Genomic DNA, 19,922 nt, shown 5'->3' on the forward strand with positions numbered 1-19,922 from the left:
ACACGTGTGCAGGGCAGCGCGCACAGAGCTGTTGGGACCGCGGTGCAACTGACTTGGATGAGCGTCCCAGAGCTGCTCGCCGAAGCCGGCGGTGACCCCTGGGCAATCAACCAAAGCTTGCAAGTCGGTCGCCCGGCACAGATTTCTGCCTTGGCAGAGGCCTTTCACGCTGCCGGTAGGTGCACGACAGAGTCCAGCAATGCATTCGATGAAGCACGTCGTCGCTTTGAGGCGTCATGGAATCGTGAGAACGGTGATCACCCGATCAATGGCTCCGCCGAGGTGCAGAAGATGGTCAAAGCCCTTGGCTCACAGTCTTTACGGCTCCCAAAAATCGGGGCTGGGTTGGACCGCATTGCCGCCTCTTTGGCCGAAGCGCAAAAAACCGGTACGGTGCTGATCTCCAATTTGGAGACCCAATTAGAAGTTATTGACAATCAACTCGGAGCAGCCCTCGCTCAGGAAAAGAGCGGTCAACTCACTGGCGCAGAACTAGCCATCGTCGCTCAACACATCAACGACCTTGCAGACCTCGCGATCGCCGACACTAGGTCCGCGCTGAGCCAGCTGAAATCAATTCGCAGCGCGTACTCTCTCGACTTGCAACGTGCGCTGAACACGCTGCGCACTGAGGGCTACGACGCGACCGCGGTTGAGGCGATGGATGCGCCAGGAACTTCATCCGATGCCGGAGCCCGGGCCAGGCAGCGGCAGAACCAAATCGATTCGTTTACAAACGTTTTCGGTCGGCCGCCGAGCTCGTCAGCGGACTGGGAAACCGCAGCTGCACTAGATCCGAACAGTTACGAACCCAAGAACGGTGGCGCACTGGCTAACGTCGTCGTGGGGCGCATCAAGCCGGTCCCAGGACAGGGCGTGGTACGGACCAATATGTTCATTCCAGGTCGGGCGGTATGGGACCCCCAAGTCGATTGGCCCCCGTACCATGACAATCTCGGCGATAACCGAGGTTTCTCACCTACCGCCGGCCCTGAAGATTCTCGGGTGTCGATATTTGTCGACTACGAGAACGGCATCATCGTTGCTCGGCAGAACCCGTCAGTCGACGAAAAGACCGGGCAGGTTCGGACGGGGTCACCCAGCATCTCGGCTGTCCAACAAAGCAATGGCGCCGTGCTGATCAAATACAGCGCCGCCGACTCCTTCTCCCCGGGCGGCCAAGATCTCGCCAAGGCGACCTCATTCGATGTGAACGGTACCATCGCGATCGAACCAACGCCCGCGGGTCCCCGAGTAGGGGGCAACGCCACAAACTTTCCGGCGATCGAAATCTACAGTGACCGGCCGGACGGAAACGTCTTGCCCCTCGTGCAGTCGTGGCCGCTTTTTGAGCATCGGTCCGGCGGACCCCTGGCTGGACTTTGGTGGCACAAACCGTTCGGTGACTCAGCCCTTGAGCTGAGGTTCAATGATCAATACCCCGCTCCCCGACTTCCCGCGCTACCGCATGCCGACCACCCGACTCCCGTAGCGCCACTCGGCCCGCCCCTTGTCACGAGCCCGCCCGGCATGTACCCCCTCGGACCTGTCGACCGTCCATCTGACATCGGGGCGCACGACCCGGTTGTAAGGTTGCCGCCGTTGCCGATCAAATAGAGAGAATTGGCTGAGCGAGATGAAAGAACCCATCGACTGGATTCGAGCCGTATTTTTCGGAGCGGCCTCCGGCGGCTTCCTCTGGGTGGTCATGTTAAGTGTGCTGTCTCTTGTGCCTCACGGAGATACCACGACACGCGATCTGTACACCTTTCTTTTCGCCGTGTCGACTGGTGTCCTCAGCGTGGGAATCACCATGTACTTGCGGGCCAGGACATCGATCCGGCGCAGCACAGCGATTGGGATTATCTTGGCCCCACTGATTGGAGGTTCAATCTTATTGTTCGTCACGCTGACTGTAGTTCTGCCCTCACAGAGGACGCACTGACGTGGGCGGCTCGGAGCGTATCAATTCGTTTGCGTGTGCTCAGAAGCATCCGAGTCAGCTCCTGGCGGGACGGTTTACCGGTGTGATGTCGACGCTTCTCACGTTTGGTTGGTTGTGGATTTTCGCACCGATCCTGCCCTTGATTCTGCAGGGATCACGATCAGGTTCCGTCGCACAAAAGCCTTCTCGGTTGGGGCGTTGGCAGCATTTGTCGGGGTAGTCGCTTTTGTCGGGTCGTTCGTAAGTTTGACGGTAACACTATCGTTAATAATTGGATCGAGTCCTCCGTCATCTGCGAATTTTCGCTAATCGTAAGGTCGCGAATTCCGACGGTGAATTGACCAGCGTCGGCGGCAAGATTAGCCTCGCCACTAGGGCAAAAGGGGGAACCTGGTGATGTTGGCGGGCGTTGTTTCGCGAGCGGAGCGTATCCCGGGATCGTTCCACTTGCCGTCGCGCGGGAGGGCGTCATGAGCGGTGACGATGAAATTAGAATTATCCTCGAGCACTCGGCCAAGTTGAGTGGAGAGCCGCCGCCCCCGGGGATCACACCCGACCAGCTGGCTACGGGAACTGTTCCCCTGAGCCAGCTGCTGAGGGCTCTGGGCCTTGCGGCCAATGGCGGCGATCCCCGCGACATGGGCGACGCTCAAACCGCATATGCCGAACGCGACGCAAAAGTCGGTGACGCCATGGCCAAATTCCCTGCCAATGAAGCAGAGTTCGCCGGCAAGTTAGGCGGAGCCGGCAGCCCCGCCGAGATGGCGCAGCAGATTCCGCAGATGATCTCCGGCGTCGCCGGCGGCATCTCAGGCGCCATGCAAGGTTTGATTCAACCGTTGAGCCAGCTTCCGCAGCAGGCTGCGCAGATCGGCCAGCAATGATGCAAGCCGGTATGGGTGCGATGCATGGTGAGGCTATTCCCGGTGAGCTAACGGGCTCAGCGAGCGGTGCCGGCGGAGGCGGTGGCGGTTTGGGTGGCGGCGGGCTCGGCACCACCACGCCGACTGGGGGTCTCAATCCGCTGCCCGCTCCGTCGGCCGGTACCGAGCCCGCGTCGTCGCGTGCCACCTCGGTCCCGCCACCAAGTGCGGCGGCGTCGACTGGCCCCCACGTGGCGGGATGGGCGCGATGCCGATGATGCCGCCGGGTGCGATGCACGCTGGCACTGGGGGTAAAGACGAGAAACCTGATACGAAACGTATTGTGGCACCGACAGTTAAGAACGGCGCGCCGGTCCAGGGGCGTATCACCACACCGCCGCCAGCTCCCGAAGTCGTCAAACGTGTTGAGGGCAAACCGGTTGCGAGCCGACGAATAATCTTGCCCGACCATAAGCGTGATGACGATGACCCCAACTCAAGCCGCTAGACGATTGGTGTGTGGGCTATGGCAGCACCAGATCCCTTGCAATGCAGTCGGATAACGATTGCAAGCCGCCGCTTTGCCACCAAAACGCGCAATACCTCCGCAATCGTGGACGAGCGATAGGATCAGCCCGTGTCGCACCTCACTCCGCCTCCGCCTATGCCGCCCTCACCACAACCGTGGCCACCGTCGTTGACGGTCCCACGCACGCGACAGTGGCCAATGTCCGCATTCTTGATAGTCGCTCTCTTGGTGACGCTCGCCGTTGCGATCATCGGCTGGTTTCGACCCGTGCCCGCGAAACAGCCTCCCCCGCCGACATATTCGAGCCAGCAGGTTGCGGACGCGAAGACTGCTATCTGCGCGGCGTACCAGCAAGTGCGTAAAGCCGGAGACTTGGCTGGCGCGCGAAGCGGAATAGTGACCCGATAGGACTGCTCGCGGTAGCAACGAGCTCACGGCAGGTCTTCGACGCAGGTAGCCGCTACCTATCCACCATGCTCGCCGAGCAGCAGCGACGCCACCCGATCTCGCTGCCGCGATTCAGAAGCTAGCCAACATCTATCAACAGCTCGCAATTGACTACCTTGCTGAGGCGCCTGATTCAGAGACGGACCCACTAGTACGCGCCGGAACGGATGCGCACACAACAATCGAAGGACTTGCAAATGATAAATGCCACCCGACTGACCACGCTGCTGATCGTTGCGTAATTCTGCGATTTCTTAATATCCGAGCTCAAAGTCAGCGCTAAACGAAGTCGCTAAAATTGATTTCAGGGCATTTTTACTTGAGGCCCAATCCAGCTCGTGCACTAATTCGAATCGCTCTTGCCAGCTTCAACGCACGACTGACTAGCGCCGCCACGGATAAGCGATACGATCAGACCGTGTTGGACTTGGCACCTCCACCCCACGCGCCAACCGGACCAGCCACCTGGTTACGCGCGGGTGGTGCACCCGTTCGGCGACATCGACGGCGATTGCGCGCGTTGCTGATCGATGCCCTCCGGGTGACGGGTGGTGCGACGATGAACGGCTCGTTCCGACCATTGCCTACGCAACCGACATGCTGTGACAAAATAACCGTTGAGACTAAAACGACGGCATGTTTAGTCTGCGAAGAAGTCGACAAACCCATCACAGCGACTGTTGCACGAGTCGAACGAACTGGCCTGACAACCCAACTAGTGATCGCAACTGAGAGCCGACAAACGCTGCTGGTGGTTCGATAATGCTTCCGCCCGGAGAATGGTCAATCTATATAGTTGGTGATCAGTGTGTAGATGACCAAGACTTAATGGGCTTTCACAAGGCAAGCTGAATCGTGAAAACATTAAGACTGAATTTTCAAAGTATGGAAATGTCCTGCGCGTCGCCCAAACCGGTCCACTCGCAGACCAACGCGGATTTACCGCCGACGATCTCCGAGACGCCTTCCGGCGGGGTGAACAACAAGCACGGCTAATGGCCGAAAAAATGGTACTAAGCACGGGGCATACGGCACCGCCTACGACAGCATGGTTAGCCTGCGACATGACCTGACCAATTTGGCAGCTGAGGGCAATCAACGGATCAAAGAAATCCAGGACTCCCAGGAACCCGTGCAAGCGAAGGTCCCGCAGATCATTGCCGCAATACACCAGTATCGAGCGCTAGCCAGCATCACCGCAGCGAAATACGCCGGAAATGTACTGGACGCCATGCAGACAGTTCTCGATTCAGAAGGAACTGGTCTTTCGGCGCGCCAATTCGCGCAAGCTCAGGGCTTGGACGTCGGCCAGATGTTTAAACCTCCCGCCGACGATGAGATTCTCCAAGACCATGTGCTCAAGGCGATGAACCAACACGATTCGCCCATGGGTTTGGTCAACGGCGCCAAACTTCCACCAGAACAGACCCCTACTGCTCCTGAGCCGCCGATGCCTCTGGCGCATAACGCGAGTTTCCAGACTGGCAGCCCCCCAATGGATTCTTCGCCCGCTGCAACTCCATCACCGATGAAGCTGGCTAGCAACGCGAAACTTCCAGGTCCGCAAGCCCCACCAGGAGGGCCTGCCCCGGCCGCGGGCCCTATGTCGACTCCGTCCGCTCCGGTGCGGGCCGGCGGCTCGATTCCCAGCGCACCAATGATGAGCCCACCCAGCCCGGGCCTTCATGGAGCTAACGCTACCCCCTTCACTGGCACACCAGCCGCACCGGCGAGTCCGGTTCAACCGGTGACGCCGGCCGAATTGGTGCATAGCTTCGACAAGGGAATGCAAGCCGGGACACCAGTTTCGGCCACGGCCGCCGGGATGCCGCCACCGCAACCGCCCCCCGAGCCGCAGGCACCTACGACGCCGACTGCTGGCGCGGGCAGCGTCCCGATCAACACACCGGCGTATGAGGCACCGCCGGTCGCCCATGCGACAGCCCCGGACGCAACCCCGGCACCGCAGGTCGTCGCGGGACCGTCGGCACCAGTTATTCCGGCTGCCCCGGCCGCACCCGCCGGGCCGCTGCCCGCCTACGCCTCTGACATAAAGCCGACGATCCCCGCGGCCTCCGCCCCCGTCGTGCCGTCGAGCGCGCCACCGTCGGCCATCGCAAGCTCCGCGCCGGTTCACCCGTCAGCTGGACAAGCCGGCGTCGCTGGCCCCACTGTGATTCGTCAAACGCCTGCCCCGCCGCCGCCGTCGTCGCCGTCAAGCCTGGGTACCGAGGCCGTCATGGCCACCGCGACCGGCGCGGCCGCCGGAGCCGCATCCGCCAATGCAACGGCGCGGGCACGGCTGCAAAGACTCGTGTCCGCCGTCGCCCGTCAGCAACCCCGACTCGCCTGGCCGCCGGTGACCGGCCGGATGAAATTACTGTCCTCACAACAGATCTCGCAAGCGGCTGGATTCCGCCCGGTATCGAGCTGCCGGCCGCGGTCACGCTGCTGCCCCCGGAACGACGCCGCGGCGACATCGAAACCTTGCTCGGCGAAGTAACTCTCGCCGCCGGCTACACCCCGATCCACCACATTCCCGAGGAAGACGAGCCGGTCCCCATGTCGCCACGCCCGCGGGATGTGCCCGAAATCGAGGAGCTCGGTTGGGAGCTCAACCAGGCGACTCAGTGGCGCGACGGATTACCACGGCTGGCCCGCGCCCTGGCCAAGGCCGCGACCGGCGGCACGGGAGTGCTGGACAAAGAAGTCGAACTTCTGCAGACACACCTCAAAGAGGTCAGCACCCGCGTTCTGGACAGTTACCCCGACAACGTCGACGCCCACGACATCGGCAACTGGCAGCTGCTGGCCGCCATCGAAGCCCTTGTGGCCGGCGACACGTCGGGCGCCAACTATCACCTCGCCTGGTTCCAGGCGTGCAGCGCCCCGGTCAACCATTAGGAAGGAGCGGCGGTGTTCGTCGACACTGGATTACTGCACTCAGGGGGAAGCCAGTCCCACCGCGCGGGCGGCCACTCCCAAGACGCGGCCGATCGCCTGTCGCGGGGGCCGCTGCTGTCGGGAATGTTCGGTGACTTTTCCGCCGCAGACGAGTTTCACGAAGCAGTCAGCCTGGCCCACAATAAGCACGTGAAAAACCTTCAGGCACACGGGGAAACACTAACCTCGATCGGCGGCAAGGCGTAACAGGCCGAGGCGGGGTTCACAGATATGGAAGCGCACAATAGCGCGGACCTACGCGCAATGCGTCCTACCTAAGAGACCGGTACCACGACCAGTTCGTGCGGCCGATTGTTGACCGGCAACGTGCCCTCCTCGGTCGCCGGGACGACGTCTTCGATGCGAGCGCCCCGTTTTTGACCGCCATCTCGGTCATCCGGCATCGCCTCGGCGACTCATTTGGCTGTCATCAACATCAGGTACTGCGCTGACACCTTCTCGCGCACATCGGGATCAGGGTCTGACGCCTCGATCACATATCTGTCGGCCTGCGCCAAGCAGTAAAAATTTGAGAGGCTACATCCTTAAGCTTGAAACATTTGGCGGTAGGCAGCCCCCGCACCCCAGCTGCCGGGGTGCCGTGAGCTTCCGCGTCCGCTACCAAACCGCCCATAGCCCGCACCGCGGCTGCAGCATCAGGCATTTGGTAGACATTGTCCATGCCGATTGAGCCGTATTGCAAACTAACGGAATCGAACAATTGCTTCGAGCGCGGTGGGTTTTCCTGGAAATGCAGTATGGCCCGCGAATCATAAACGCCTTCGTCAACGGTGGTCGATTTGCAATTCAGGAAGCTGTTCGACCGGTGTGGGCGAAAACTCATCAATTAGCGTCCCTTGGAGATCAAGCGTTGTAGCCACCATGTTGACGAGCACATCGGCTCCCTCAGCGCCGTCGGCAGCATCGGCGGGACCATCGGATTCCGTGCGCGGCGCTCCCAGGTTACGAATGCCAGCAACGCCACCACGCCCACGACCAACAGCACGGCGACCAGCGGGCTGCTCCAGCCGCGCCGATGGGACTCGATGAGCGCGTACACCGTGGCGCCGAGCCCGACCGCGGACAATCCCGCGCCGACGACGTCGACGCGCGCGGTCGACGGGCTCGGGTGTCCGGCGCAGCCAAAATGTCAGGGGGAAGGCGGCGACCGTCGGGACTGTCAGCAGCGCATAGATCCACCTCCAGCCCAAAAAGTCGACGGCCAATCCGCCCAGCAGCGGGCCGATCACGAAAACTGTGCTGGTCCAAGCGGTCCACAAGCCGATGGCGGCCGGGCGGTCGGCCCGGTCGAAGGTGGAGTTGATCAGCGCCAGCGAACCCGGCACCAGAAACGCACCACCCAAACCCTGGACGAGCCGAGCGATGATCAGCACCACCGGCCCCACCGCGGCGGCCGCCAGCAGCGCGCCTACGCCGAAGGTCACCAGCCCCAGGCGCAGCACCGGCAGGCGCCCGAAGAGATCGGAAATGGAACCACTCGGCAGGATCGCCACCGCCAGCGCCAACAGGTATCCGTCTACGACCCACTGCTGCAGGGTCAAGCCCCCGCCGAGGTCGTGCGCTATGGCGGGCAAGGCCAGATTGACGACGTTGCCGTCGAGAAAGGCGACCATCGAGGCCACGATCGCCACCGCCAGGACCCGAGTCGTCGGGGTGATGTCGTGCACCTCGACGCGAAGCTTCACGCGCTATCCCGCGTCGGTGGCTACGGCGACCGGGCCACGACGCGGCCGCCACCTTGGTGTGCAATGCAACTCGACTTCTGCCTCATCTCGCAGGACCCAACACCGGGGGATGCCAGCCAGGGTAGGGCCGGTAGATGGCGACTACCTGTGAGTTGCGTGCGCGTTGACTTGTGGTGGGCTCGAGATCGTTTGCCCGAGTGCGTCGCTCACCGCTACCTCACCCGAGATCAGCAACGGCAGCAGCGCGTCGCGGAACCCGGCCAGCAGCAAAGATTCGCTGCGGCGGGTGTGACACAGCGCACCCAGACCGGTGATCGTCTGTGCCGCATCGGCGCTGAGACGCCGGACGTCGCGCACCGGCACATCCATCAGGTCACCCGGTTGGATGCGTTGCCGGCTGGTCGACGTTCCGGCGACCCGCTGCTGCAGTCGGTGCGATACGTCCGGTTGCCGCAGCGCGGCCCACAACGCGGACGTGTCGACACCATTGGGTGTCAACACGACGAATTCCGTACTCGCGACCGCCATTTCGGAGGGCAGCTGCATGACATTCCAGACCCACGGGATCCGTGGGTTCAGCTTGGCCATCAGCACGCACGGCTGCGACAGCACCAGCTTGGCGCTCTTCACGGATGCGCGACCGACCCGCTGCGGTGCGGCGCCGTCGTCGAACGCCGGAAGGCTGAAATGTGCGACGACGTCGTCGAATTGGCGCGGTCCACGCGTGACGATGCACCGCTGCGCCAGGCTCGACGAGGGCGAGCATCAAGCGTTCGACGGATTCGATCACGCGCTGGCTGGCGGCGATCTTGTCGTCGAAGGCGCCGAGCAGCTCGGCAATCCGCTGTCGTTGGCATCGCGGGACGGGCCGCACCGGCACGTCGCGCAGGACTGCCTGGTTGAGCAGGGGCTGCCCGGATCCGCCGCGATGATCGCCCAGTCGGCAGGTTTGCAGCGCGTAATACCAATAGCGGGTCTCCGCAGGCTCTTTGGGCTTGCATACCAACGCGTTGTCGGTTACCCACGCATCGGAATCGCAGTAACGCACGCTGCCGCAATACGATCCGACACGACCGAGCACGATCAGTGGCCCGCGGGCATTGGGCCTCGCCGCATAACCGATCGTGCCGTTGGCGCCGTAGACGGGGAACCGCCCGTCGGGCACCCGCGCCGGCGCGCCGCTGCCGGTGCGAAAGTCGAGGTACTTGCCGAGCGTCGCCGTCAGCACAATCGACGCACCTGTCGTCGCACCGTCGCATCCAGTCGCGCGGACTCATCCAGCGCCGCCAGCAGCTCCCCGGTCAGTCGCGCGATCTTCACCTGAGCCGGCTCTGCGTCCGACGTGCCCGTCGGCGTTTCGACATAGCGTCCCGGGGTGAGCAGGTACCCCGCCGCGGCGATGTCGTCCAGCGATACGGATTTGCAGAACCCCGGAATATCCTCGTAGCAAATGTCTTTCGCTGACGTCGAGCCACACCAGGTGTGGTAGGTGTCGGCGATCCGGACGATCTCGTCGTCGGTGAGCGCGCGCTCGGCGCGATCGACGAGATAGCCGAGCCCGCGGGCGTCGATGAACAGCACCTGGCCGGACCGATCGCCCTTGTCGGTGGCAAAGAACCACAGGCACACCGGGATCCCGGTACTGCGGAACAGCTGCGCGGGCAGCGCGATCATGCAGGAGACCAGATCGGCATCGACGATCCGGGCGCGAATATCGCCCTCCCCGAGCGCATTCGACGACATCGATCCGTTGGCCATCACGACGCCGGCCTTGCCGCCCGGCGCCAGCTTGGCCAGGATGTGCTGGATCCAGGCGAAATTGGCGTTGCCGGCGGGCGGAACACCGAAGCGCCAGCGCGGGTCGTGTTCGTCGCGGGCCCAATCCTTGATGTTGAACGGCGGATTGGCCAGCACGTAGTCCATCTGGACACCGGCGTGCAGGTCCTCGACGAAGGTGTCGCCCCGGGCCAGGCCCGCGTTGTCGATCCCGTGAATGGCGAGGTTCAGCTTCGCCATCCGCCAGGTCTGCTCGACGCCCTCCTGACCGTAGATGCGGACGTCCTTGGAGTCGCCGTCGTTGGCGGCGACGAAATTCTCGGTCTGCACGAACATCCCGCCCGAACCGCAGCACGGTCGTACACCCGTCCGCCGGCCGGTTCCAGAACCTCCACGATCAGCCGCACGACGCTGGGCGGGGTGAAGAACTCCCCGCCTCGTTTCCCTTCCGCGCGAGCGAAATTGGCCAGGAAGTACTCGTAGACCTCACCCATCAGGTCACCGGGGCCCGGCCCGCCGATTCGTGTGTTCGCCAGCAGCTCGACCAGTTCGCCGAGTCGGCGCTGGTCGAGGTTTTGGTAGATCCGCGGCAGCGTTCCGGCCAGGGCCGGGTTCGCCGTCATCACGGCGTCCATCGCGTCGTCGACGAGCCGCCCGATGTCGTCGGACTTCGCGTTGTCCGCCAACATGTTCCACTGCGACGCGCAGATGTGCTTGAGGAACACCAGCCCGAGCACGACGTCCTTGTATTGGCTGCCCGACAAGGAGCCGCGCAACTTGTCGGCCGCTTTCCACAGCGTGGCTTTGAGTTCCCTGGGCGGTGCCATCAGCTGACCCGCTTGGCGGCGGTGCGCAATTCGGCAGCCAGGTCGCCGCGGCCCGAGACGGTGAACCCGCCCAGACCGATCCAGGCCGCCATCGAGGACAGCTCACCGGCCAGCGCGGCGGCCACCCGGGACCGGGGCACCCGATCATCAACGGGCTCACCGAACGCGCCGACGACCCGCAGCGTGTCGGCGGCCCGGTCGGCCTTGAGATCGACCCGCGCCATCAGCACACCGTCCACCAGGAGCGGCCACACGTAGTAGCCGTACCGGCGCTTGGCGGCCGGGGTGTAGATCTCGATGCGGTAGTGGAAGTTGAACAGCCGCTGGACCCGAGGCCGGAAGAAGATCAACGGGTCGAACGGGCACAGCAGCGCGGTACCGCGATCCAGCCGGGGTACCGAGCGGCTGGCACGCAGATAGACGGGCGCCGACCAGCCGTCGACTTGCACCGGCTCGATCTCGCCGGCCGCCACCAGGTCCGCGATCGCCGGTTTGACCTGCCGGGCGGACAGCCGGAAGTAGTCGCGGATGTCGGCCTCGGTGGCCACACCCAGCGCGGTGGCCGCGCGCAGGGAAAGCTCGCGGACGGCTTCGGAGTCGTCGATCTCGCGGGCCAGCACGTCGGCCGGCAGCACCCGCTCGACCAGGTCGTAGTGACGGGAGAAACCGACCCGGGTGGCGGTGGTCAGCACCCCGGAGGCGAACAGCGCCTCGGCCACCCACTTGGTGTCGCTGCGACTGCCCCACCAGCTTCCCCGGGGCCCGGCCGTTTCGGCCTCGAGATGAGCCTCGATCTGACCGGCGGTGCTGGGACCGAGTTCGCTGACGGCGGCCACGATCTTGTCGGCGAGCTCCGGGTTGGCCCTGACGATGTGGGTCCCCCACCGGCCGTGCCGGTACTGGCGCATCCGCCAGCGCAGCAGCGGCCAGTCGTCGACGGCCATCAGCGCGGCCTCGTGTGCCCAGTACTCGGCCAGCAGCCGCGACGAGCGCGGACCCCAGGCGGCGCGGTCCAGCACGTCGCGATCGTAGGGCCCGAGCCGGCTGAACACCGGCGCGTAGTGGGCGCGCACCGCCACCGAGACTGAATCCAGTTGCAGTACTTGGATTCTCGAGATCAGCCGGCGCAGGTGGGCACGGGTGATTTCGCCACCGGGTCGCGGCTCGGTAAACCCTTGGGCCGCAACGGCTATCCGCCGGGCCTGCGCGGCGGTCAGCCTGCTGATCGACACGCGGGAAGAATACCGGTCAACCGGTCACCGTCGGCGAAGGCTCACCCCGTGCTGACCTTGTCGTCCATCGGCGCGGCGGTGGCCTCCGGCGGGTTCTTCTGCTCGTGGTAGGCCGCCTCGAGAGCGGCCGGAACGGTCTCCAGGTCGCGGAAGACACCCATCAGTTGTTCCAGCACCTTGATCCGCTGCTCGCTGGCGGCGCGCACCGCCCGCCGCGCCTCCTCGCGGTCTCGTTCGACGCGCTCGTTGGCCTCGGCGAGCAGCTGCTCACGCGCCCGCTGGGCATCCTCGCGCATGCTGGCCAGCTCGGCCTCGAGCGCTTGCTTGGTTTCGCGATACTGCGCTTCCATCGCCTGTTGCTGCGAGCCCAGATCCGCCAGCACCTCGCGGTGCTTGCGCTGCTCGGCCTCGATTTCGGCTTCGGCCGCCGCGATCATCGCCTCGGCCTCGGCGCGCGCCTCGGCCTGCATCTCGGAAATCTCGTCGACGGCGCGGCTCAGCATCTTCGCCATCCGTTGCTGGATCGCGTGCGGCGCGGGTGAGGTGTCGGTGAGCGCGACCACCTCCTTGTGCAGCGCGGCCACTTCCTCGCCGGATTCCTTCAGCCGGGCCCGCAGGCTTTCGACGTCGTTGAGCAGCAGATTCTGCTTGGTGGTCAACATCTCGATGTGGGCGTCGACCGCAGCCGCGTCATAGCCCATCCACTTGCGGGTGAATGCCGTTGTGGGTTCGGTGATCACTGCCAATTTGCCCTCCCTGGAATTCCGCAATCCACGTTGCCTCGACCCCGCTCACCCCCGATCGAGTATGTCAGGTCCGGCGGCGAGCCCTCAGGCTCGACGATAACTGTGAAACCGATACCGCAGCCCGGAGCGGCTGACCCGCCATTCGCCCGTCTCGCCGCGCCACGTCTCGTCGAGCACCGGGGCCAGCGCTTCCTCGTCCTCGCGGGCCAGGTCGACCTCGATCTCGGTGACCTCGCACCGGCTGGCGTGCGGCAGCGCGAGCCGATAGATCTGCGCGCCACCGATCACCCACGCCTCCGGGTCGGTGAGGGCGGTGTCCAGCGAGTCGACCACTTCGGCTCCGTCGGCGGCGAAGTCGGCCCGCCGGGATAGCACGATATTTCTGCGACCGGGCAGCGGCCGCACCCGGGCCGGCAGCGAGTCCCAGGTCCGACGGCCCATGACCACGGTGTGGCCCACGGTCACCTGTTTGAAGCGGGCCAGGTCTTCGGGCAAGTGCCAGGGGATGTCGCCATTGCGGCCGATGACACCGGATGTGGACTGCGCCCACACCAAGCCCAGAAGTGTCATACAGCGACGGGAGCCTTGATAGCCGGGTGTGGATCGTAGTTCTTCACGACGATGTCATCGTAGGTGTAGTCGAAGATCGAATCCCGGTGTGCCAAAACGAGTTCCGGATACGGCCGCGGATCGCGACTGAGCTGGGTGCGCACCTGGTCGACGTGGTTGTCGTAGATGTGGCAGTCACCGCCGGTCCAGACGAACTCGCCGACGCCCAGGCCGGCCTGGGCCGCCATCATGTGCGTCAGCAGCGCGTAGCTGGCGATGTTGAACGGCACGCCCAAAAACAGGTCGGCGCTGCGCTGGTAGAGCTGGCAGCTCAGCCGTCCGTCGGCCACGTAGAACTGGAAGAACGCGTGACACGGCGGCAGCGCCATCTGGGGGATCTCGCCGACGTTCCACGCCGAGACGATGTTGCGCCGCGAGTCCGGGTCGGTGCGCAGCAATTCCAGTGCGGCGCTGATCTGGTCGATGTGCTCACCGGAAGGGGTCGGCCAGGATCGCCACTGCACGCCGTAGATGGGGCCCAGATCGCCTGTGTCGCTTGCCCATTCGTCCCAGATCGTGACGCCGTGCTCGTGCAGCCAGCCGACGTTGGAGTCGCCGCGCAAGAACCACAGCAACTCGTAGACCACCGATTTGAGGTGGACTTTCTTGGTGGTCAGCAGCGGGAAGCCGGCCGACAGGTCATAGCGCAGCTGCCGGCCGAACAGGCTGCGGGTGCCGGTCCCGGTGCGGTCCGATTTGGCCGAGCCCGTCTCCAGGACCAGGCGCAGTAAGTCCTCGTAGGGCGTGGGGATCGGCACGCGGAAAGCTTACGTCCAGATCCCAGGAGTAGAACGGTGCCATGCCGAACATCACCGACACCATCACCACCGCCGACGGGGCCTGCACGGTCCAGCTGTTCACCCCGGAAGGCCCCGACACCTAAGCCCCACACCCCGGCGTGATCATGTACCCCGACGCCGGCGGAGTGCGCAACACCTTCGGCCAGATGGCGGCCAAGCTGGCCGGATTCGGTTACACGGTGTTGCTGCCGGACGTGTACTACCGCAACCCCGACTGGGCCCCCTTCGACATGGCCACCGTGTTCGGCGACGAACAGGAAAGCAAGCGCCTGTTTGCCATGATCGGCGGCCTGACGGCGGACAAAAACACCAGCGACGGCCGCGCGTTCTTCGACTACCTGGCCGACCGCCCGGAGGTATCCGGGGAACGCTTCGGCGTGTGCGGATACTGCATGGGCGGGCGCATCTCGGTGCTGGTGGCCGGCCGGATCCCCGACCGGGTCGCGGCCGCGGCGTCGTTTCACGGCGGCGGCCTGGTGTCCGACACCGCGGACAGCCCGCACCTGCTGGCCGAGAAGATGACCGCGACGGTCTACGTCGGCGGCGCCCAGAACGACGCACCGTTCACCGCCGACCACGCCGAACAGCTCGACAAGGCGCTGACGGCGGCCGGTGTGCGGCACACCATCGAGTGGTACCCCGCCGCGCACGGCTTCGCGGTCCCGGACACAACCCGCTCTATGACCCGGCCGCCGAGCAGCACTGGGAGGCGATGACGGAGGTGTTCGCCGCGGCGCTGCCGCGCTAACGCGGTCGCCGGCTCACCGCGTCGAGCAACAACTTCGCGGCCACCGCCGCACCGTCGGCGCGGGTCGCGGCGGCCACCGCCGTCGCCCGCGCGCGGGTCTCGTCGCCGAGGACGACCTCGAGCGCGGCCGGCAGTGAGCCCGGGGGCGGAGTGGGGCCGTCGCAGGCGCTGCCGATGCCCAGCTCGGCCACCCGGCGGGCCCAGTACACCTGGTCGGCCCCCTGCGGCACGACGAGCTGCGGCGCTCCCGCTCGGGCGGCGGTCGTCGTCGTGCCCGCGCCGCCGTGGTGCACGACGGCGGCCACCCGCCCGAACAGCGCCTGCTGGTTGACCTCACCGACGCCCAGGCAGTCGTCGTGGTCGTCGATGGGCGCCAGGTCGGCCCAGCCGCGGGACAGCAGCACACGCCGGCCGCGGGCGCGGACGGCCTCGATCGCCATCGGCACGACCTCCTTGGAACCCCACAGCGGCATGCTGCCGAAGCCGACGTACACCGGCGGCGGGCCGGCGTCCAGGAACTCCTCCAGCTCGGCCGGCAGGGGGCGCTCGTCGGGCAGAAGCCACGCGCCGGTTTGCACGACGCGCAGGTCGGCCAGCGGCTGCCACGGTCCGAGCGTCGGGTCGGCCGCCAGCCATGGCTGGTTGGTATAGGCGTAGGTGCGGACGTCGGTCACCGGGGTCAGGCCGATCGCCGCACGGTGGCCGTTCAGGGTGGGGCCGAACAGCGTATTGGCGTTGTGGGCGTTGTGATTCCACATCACCCGGTTGTCCATCTCGCTGGTGCCCATGCCGCGGCCGACGAATTCCGGCGGCGGGTGGTACGGCGACGGGAGGTGGGTCGGGTGGTAGCTGGCGTAGGCGTAGTGGATGCCGAGCTTGTCGGCCACCGAGCGGGCACCGGCCGCCGTCCACACCAGCGCGGTCGACACGATCGCGTCGCATCCCTGCGCCGCGGCGGCGACGGTGTCGAACTGCGCGGCAAGCAGCCCGAGCACGTGCGCGCGCAGCTCCTGCTCCGACTGCGCCGCCGCGGTCGTCATCGCCCGCACCGGCGGGCCGAACCCCACCAACGGGATCCCGAAACCTGCTGCCCGCTCGGCGAATTCGTCGTCGGGTGGCGCGCAGACCACCGCCTCGGCGCCGCACGCCTGCAGCTGCACCGCCAGCGCCAGCAGCGGTTCGACACCGCCGCGCGAATCGTATGTCGACAGCAACACCCGCATGGCGATTAGGACACCGGCAAGTCGACCAGTCCGGCCAGCCGGGCCCGATGACGGTAGCCGGTGCCGAACGCCAGCTGATCGCTCTTGGCCCGCTTGAGGTACAGGTGCGCCGGATACTCCCACGTCATGCCGATGCCGCCGTGCAGTTGCACGCACTCCTCGGCGGCGTGCACCGCGATTCCGCTGCAGTAGGCCTGCGCGACGTCCGCGGCGATGCTCGCGTCTGGATCCTCCCGAGCGCAGGTATCGGCGGCATGGCGCGCCGCCGCCGTCGCCGCTCCGACCTCGAACCACAGGTCCGCCAGCCGGTGCTCGATCGCCTGGTAGGACCCGATCGCGCGGCCGAACTGCTTGCGCTGCTTGGCATAGGCCAGCGTGGTCTCGAAACACCACTGCGCCACCCCGAGCTGCTCGAAGGCCAGCAGCGCCGCACCGGTCTCCAGCGCCGCGGCCACCGCCGGGTCCGCCGGCCCGACCCGCGAGGACGTCGCACCCGAAAACCGCACATCCGCAAGCGGTCTCGTCATATCGAGGGCCAGCACCGGTGACACCTGGACTCCCGCCGCGGTGGCGGACACGGTGTGCAGTTCCAGGCCGTCGGCGCCGGCAACCGGCACCACGAGCACGTCGGCTTCGGCGGCGCCGGCGACGCCGCCGACCGCTCCGCTCAAGCCGTCGCCACCGCTGCTCACCCCCGCGATCGGATCGCCGGGCGCGGTGGACAGCGGCACCACCAGGGCGGCGGTGAGCTCGCCGGATGCCAGCGCGGACAGGGTTTCGGTCTCGCCGACGCACGCCAGCGCGACCGTGGCCAGCACCGCGCTGGACAAAAACGGCACCGGTGCGACGGCGCGGCCGATCTCCTCCATCACCACGGCCGCCTCGCGGGCACTGGTGCCGGCCCCGCCCAGCGATTCCGGCACCAGCAGCCCGGCCACCCCGAGCTCGGCGGCCAACGTTCGCCAGACCCCGGAAAGGTCTTGTGGCTCTGGGTCGTAACACCGGTTGAGAACGTCGGGCAGGCACCGGTCGGCGAACAGGTGACGAACGCTGTCCCGCAGCGCGTCCTCGGTGTCGGAGTACAGCAAGTCCCCGATGCTCATCGATCCAGGTCCTTCCACGCGACGTCCTTGTCGACGCGGTGTTCGCCGGGCAGGCCCAGAATCCGCTCGGAGATGGTGTTGCGCAAGATCTCCGAGGTGCCGCCCTCGATCGAGTTGCCGCGCGCGCAGATACCGGTAGCCGGGTCCGCGACCGACCAAATCGACCGTCTCGGGCCGGCGCATGGTCCAGTCGTCGTAGCGCAGTCCCGCCTCGCCGTGCATTTCGATCTCGAATCCCGAAATCGCTTGCGCCAGTGTCGCAAACGCGATCTTCATGCCCGCCCCCTCCGGTCCGGGCTGCCCGGTGCTGGCCTGCTGTGCCAACCGTTCGCCGGCGAGCCGCAACACCTCCGCCTCGACCCACAACCGCATGAGTTCGTCGTGCATCGCCGGATTGCGCAGTGTGGGATCGTGTCGCCACGCGGTGGCGACCTTGCCGATGTGACCGCTTTCGCGGGGCACCCCGGAGCGGGAGCCGATCGCGGCGCGCTCGTTGTTCAGCGTGGTGGTGGCGACCCGCCAGCCGCCGCCCTCGGGGCCCAACCGGTTGGCGTCGGGCACTCGCTCATCGGTGAGGAACACCTCGTTGAACTCGGCCTCGCCGGTGATCTGGCGCAGCGGCCGGATCTCGACACCGGGCTGGGTCACGTCGCACAGAAAGTAGGTCAGGCCAAAGTGTTTGGGCACCGTCGGGTCGGTGCGGGCAACCAGGATGGCCATCTGCGCGTTCTGGGCCTGCGACGTCCACACCTTCTGACCGTTGACGATCCAGTCGTCACCGTCGCGGACGGCGCGGGTGGACACCCCGGCCAGGTCCGAACCGGCACCCGGCTCGCTGAACAACTGGCAATAGATCTGTTCACCGGTGAACAACGGGCGCAAGAACTTTCGCTTCTGCTCGTCGGTTCCGAACGCCGCGATGGTCGGCGCCGCCATGCCCATGCCGATGTAGTTCTTCGGCGTGCCGCCCACCGGCGCACCGGCCGCGGCGAGCTGCGCGTCGACGCGCTCCTGGGCCTTGCGCGGCAGGCCCAGGCCGCCGAACCCCGGCGGTAGGTGCACCCAGGCCAGGCCCGCATCGTATTGCGCGCCAAGGAATTCCCGCGGCTCGGTGGTTGCCGGGTCGTATTGGTCCAGCAGCGCCCGTATCCGGGCGTCGAGATCGTCGGTACTCATGGTTTGCTCTCGGGCCGCATCTGGAAGCCCTGCGCGCCGCCGAGCAGCAGACCGCCGTCGATGACCATCGTCTCCCCGGTGATCCAGCTCGCCGCGTCGGACACCAGGAACGCCACCGCGTTGGCCACGTCGACGGGCTCGCCGATGCGGCCGAGCGCGATCTGCGACACCAGCGGATCTTCGTGGTCCTTCCACAGCGCCTCGGCCCATCTGGTGCGAACGACTCCCGGCGCGATCGCGTTGACCCGGATACGTGGCGACAGTTCCAGGGCGAGTTGCTTGGTGACGTGGATCAGCGCCGCCTTGGTGGCGTTGTACATGCCCATCGCCGGGGATTGATGCAGGCCGCCGATGGAGGCGGTGTTGACGATCGCCCCACCGTGCTCGCCCATCCATGCCTTGACGACCAGGGATGTCCACAGCAACGGCGCCCACAGATTGACCTCGAAGATTTTGGTGAACCGCGCATGATCCTGATCGATCAGCGGGCCGTACGCCGGGTTGGTGCCGGCGTTGTTGATCAAAATGTCGACGCTGCCGAACTTTTCCAGCGTGAGCGCCACGCAGTTGCGCGCGGCGTCCTCGTCGACCGCGTGCGCGCCGACACCCGGGGCCCGTTCCCCCACCTGCGCCGCGGCCGCATCGGCTGCGTCCTGTTTACGAGCGGTCAGCACCACATTGGCGCCCGCGGCGGCCAGCTGTTGGGAGATCGCCAACCCGATTCCGCGCGAGGCCCCGGTGACAATCGCAGTACGGCCGGTCAAATCCAGTGTGGTCATCGTTGTACACCCTTTGTCGTGTGGGGCCCAGTTCGCTGGCGGAGCAAGGCGATTGCAATCAATCTTTTCCAGAGAGGTTTTGTCCGCAGGCGTGCGGGTATGCGAGTCGCATGTTAGCGAAATTGACCCTCCTGAAACCACTGGTGATCGGCGGCGCCGTTGCTGCTGCGATCGCCGCTGCACCGATGGCCGCTGAGGATAGTTTTGCGACCGCCCCGACGATGACGAGCCCGGCGCCCACCCACATCGTCTTCAAGGACGACCCGGGTGGCGGCGGCTGCGACGCCAATGGCAACTGCGGATCCGGCGGCCAGAACAACGGCCCGGGCGGCGGCCCGGGTGGCCAGGGCTGCGTGCCCGGCGTCGGCTGTGGCTCCGGCGGCCAGAACGCCGGTCCGGGTGGCGTCCCGGGCGGTACTGGATGTCTGCCAGGCGTTGGTTGCGGATCCGGCCATGCCTGATTCCCCTCC

The 19,922-nt window shown here is 65.8% G+C and carries 13 protein-coding genes and 7 pseudogenes; 6 read left to right on the forward strand and 14 right to left on the reverse strand.

From position 1 onward, the window contains the following. Nucleotides 1–57 precede the first annotated feature (57 nt). The 4 genes and pseudogenes from T428_RS32670 to T428_RS26675 all read left to right on the forward strand — a co-directional run bounded on the left by T428_RS32670 (nt 58) and on the right by T428_RS26675 (nt 7,006). A complete protein-coding gene (locus T428_RS32670) occupies nt 58–1,617 on the forward strand; it encodes a putative alpha/beta hydrolase (RefSeq protein WP_156942901.1) in 1,560 nt (519 codons plus the stop codon). 798 nt (nt 1,618–2,415) lie between these two features. Beyond that, nucleotides 2,416–2,829, forward strand: a complete 414-nt coding sequence (locus T428_RS34305; protein WP_051465170.1) for a hypothetical protein — start codon at nt 2,416–2,418, stop codon at nt 2,827–2,829. A gap of 3,304 nt (nt 2,830–6,133) precedes the next feature. Then, a complete protein-coding gene (locus T428_RS33220) occupies nt 6,134–6,688 on the forward strand; it encodes a DUF5631 domain-containing protein (protein WP_281173771.1) in 555 nt (184 codons plus the stop codon). A gap of 12 nt (nt 6,689–6,700) precedes the next feature. Then, nucleotides 6,701–7,006: pseudogene (locus tag T428_RS26675) on the forward strand (DUF2563 family protein). On the opposite strand, the pseudogene T428_RS36030 reads toward T428_RS26675, so the two are convergent. The 10 genes and pseudogenes from T428_RS36030 to T428_RS0108735 all read right to left on the reverse strand — a co-directional run. Beyond that, a pseudogene (locus tag T428_RS36030) lies at nt 7,003–7,098 on the reverse strand (M24 family metallopeptidase); the annotation flags it as partial. The pseudogenes T428_RS26675 and T428_RS36030 sit on opposite strands and share 4 nt — an antisense overlap. Before the next feature lie 45 nt (nt 7,099–7,143). After that, nucleotides 7,144–7,248 (reverse strand): annotated as a pseudogene (locus tag T428_RS36035) (hypothetical protein); the annotation flags it as partial. Continuing rightward, entirely contained in the window at nt 7,221–7,571 is a 351-nt protein-coding gene (locus T428_RS36040) for a DUF7373 family lipoprotein (RefSeq protein ID WP_156942902.1), read from the reverse strand. The gene T428_RS36040 and the pseudogene T428_RS36035, both read right to left, overlap by 28 nt. After that, nucleotides 7,513–8,433, reverse strand: coding sequence for an MFS transporter (locus T428_RS26680; RefSeq protein ID WP_051465171.1), 921 nt, complete (start codon nt 8,431–8,433; stop codon nt 7,513–7,515). Before T428_RS26680 ends, T428_RS36040 begins: the two co-directional genes overlap by 59 nt. 141 nt (nt 8,434–8,574) lie before the next feature. Then, nucleotides 8,575–9,664, reverse strand: a pseudogene (locus T428_RS26685) (restriction endonuclease subunit S). Continuing rightward, a pseudogene (locus T428_RS26690) lies at nt 9,655–11,036 on the reverse strand (class I SAM-dependent DNA methyltransferase). Before T428_RS26690 ends, T428_RS26685 begins: the two co-directional pseudogenes overlap by 10 nt. Further along, nucleotides 11,036–12,268, reverse strand: a complete 1,233-nt coding sequence (locus tag T428_RS0108720; protein ID WP_036467565.1) for a winged helix-turn-helix domain-containing protein — start codon at nt 12,266–12,268, stop codon at nt 11,036–11,038. Before T428_RS0108720 ends, T428_RS26690 begins: the two are co-directional and overlap by 1 nt. A gap of 41 nt (nt 12,269–12,309) precedes the next feature. After that, nucleotides 12,310–13,008 carry a cell division protein DivIVA gene (locus T428_RS0108725; RefSeq protein ID WP_025736170.1) on the reverse strand — a complete coding sequence of 233 codons (699 nt, stop codon included), beginning with the start codon at nt 13,006–13,008 and terminating at the stop codon, nt 12,310–12,312. 90 nt (nt 13,009–13,098) lie between these two features. Next, a complete protein-coding gene (locus T428_RS0108730) occupies nt 13,099–13,584 on the reverse strand; it encodes a dihydrofolate reductase (RefSeq protein WP_025736171.1) in 486 nt (161 codons plus the stop codon). Next, nucleotides 13,581–14,381 (reverse strand): thymidylate synthase, encoded by an 801-nt coding sequence (locus T428_RS0108735; protein ID WP_025736172.1) that lies wholly within the window; start codon nt 14,379–14,381, stop codon nt 13,581–13,583. The genes T428_RS0108730 and T428_RS0108735 overlap by 4 nt, the downstream gene beginning before the upstream one ends. Before the next feature lie 41 nt (nt 14,382–14,422). On the opposite strand from T428_RS0108735, the pseudogene T428_RS26695 reads away from it, so the two are divergent. Next, nucleotides 14,423–15,171 (forward strand): annotated as a pseudogene (locus tag T428_RS26695) (dienelactone hydrolase family protein). Here the strand turns inward: T428_RS26695 and T428_RS0108745 are convergent. The 4 genes and pseudogenes from T428_RS0108745 to T428_RS0108760 all read right to left on the reverse strand — a co-directional run bounded on the left by T428_RS0108745 (nt 15,168) and on the right by T428_RS0108760 (nt 19,452). After that, a complete protein-coding gene (locus tag T428_RS0108745; protein ID WP_025736173.1) occupies nt 15,168–16,394 on the reverse strand; it encodes a glycosyltransferase in 1,227 nt (408 codons plus the stop codon). The pseudogene T428_RS26695 and the gene T428_RS0108745 overlap by 4 nt on opposite strands. Nucleotides 16,395–16,399: 5 nt before the next feature. Beyond that, the gene (locus tag T428_RS0108750) at nt 16,400–17,497 is read right to left on the reverse strand and encodes an acyl-CoA dehydrogenase family protein (protein ID WP_025736174.1); all 1,098 of its coding nucleotides are present in this window, start codon (nt 17,495–17,497) and stop codon (nt 16,400–16,402) included. Further along, a pseudogene (locus T428_RS26700) lies at nt 17,494–18,673 on the reverse strand (acyl-CoA dehydrogenase family protein). Before T428_RS26700 ends, T428_RS0108750 begins: the two are co-directional and overlap by 4 nt. Then, nucleotides 18,670–19,452, reverse strand: coding sequence for an SDR family oxidoreductase (locus tag T428_RS0108760; RefSeq protein WP_025736175.1), 783 nt, complete (start codon nt 19,450–19,452; stop codon nt 18,670–18,672). The pseudogene T428_RS26700 and the gene T428_RS0108760 overlap by 4 nt, the downstream one beginning before the upstream one ends. Before the next feature lie 131 nt (nt 19,453–19,583). On the opposite strand from T428_RS0108760, the gene T428_RS31860 reads away from it, so the two are divergent. After that, nucleotides 19,584–19,913 carry a PE-PGRS family protein gene (locus T428_RS31860; protein ID WP_084298696.1) on the forward strand — a complete coding sequence of 110 codons (330 nt, stop codon included), beginning with the start codon at nt 19,584–19,586 and terminating at the stop codon, nt 19,911–19,913. Nucleotides 19,914–19,922 lie beyond the last annotated feature (9 nt).

The sequence above is a fragment of the Mycobacterium genavense ATCC 51234 genome, from assembly GCF_000526915.1.
Lineage (GTDB): Bacteria > Actinomycetota > Actinomycetes > Mycobacteriales > Mycobacteriaceae > Mycobacterium > Mycobacterium genavense.

What these genes read in the sequence shown, in the direction of transcription:
- T428_RS32670 (WP_156942901.1), top strand. Translation starts at nt 58, where the DNA reads ATGAGCGTCCCAGAGCTGCTCGCCGAAGCCGGCGGTGACCCCTGGGCA.
- T428_RS34305 (WP_051465170.1), top strand. Translation starts at nt 2,416, where the DNA reads ATGAGCGGTGACGATGAAATTAGAATTATCCTCGAGCACTCGGCCAAG.
- T428_RS36040 (WP_156942902.1), bottom strand. Translation starts at nt 7,571, where the DNA reads ATGAGTTTTCGCCCACACCGGTCGAACAGCTTCCTGAATTGCAAATCG.
- T428_RS0108730 (WP_025736171.1), bottom strand. Translation starts at nt 13,584, where the DNA reads ATGACACTTCTGGGCTTGGTGTGGGCGCAGTCCACATCCGGTGTCATC.
- T428_RS0108745 (WP_025736173.1), bottom strand. Translation starts at nt 16,394, where the DNA reads ATGCGGGTGTTGCTGTCGACATACGATTCGCGCGGCGGTGTCGAACCG.
- T428_RS0108750 (WP_025736174.1), bottom strand. Translation starts at nt 17,497, where the DNA reads ATGAGCATCGGGGACTTGCTGTACTCCGACACCGAGGACGCGCTGCGG.
- T428_RS0108760 (WP_025736175.1), bottom strand. Translation starts at nt 19,452, where the DNA reads ATGACCACACTGGATTTGACCGGCCGTACTGCGATTGTCACCGGGGCC.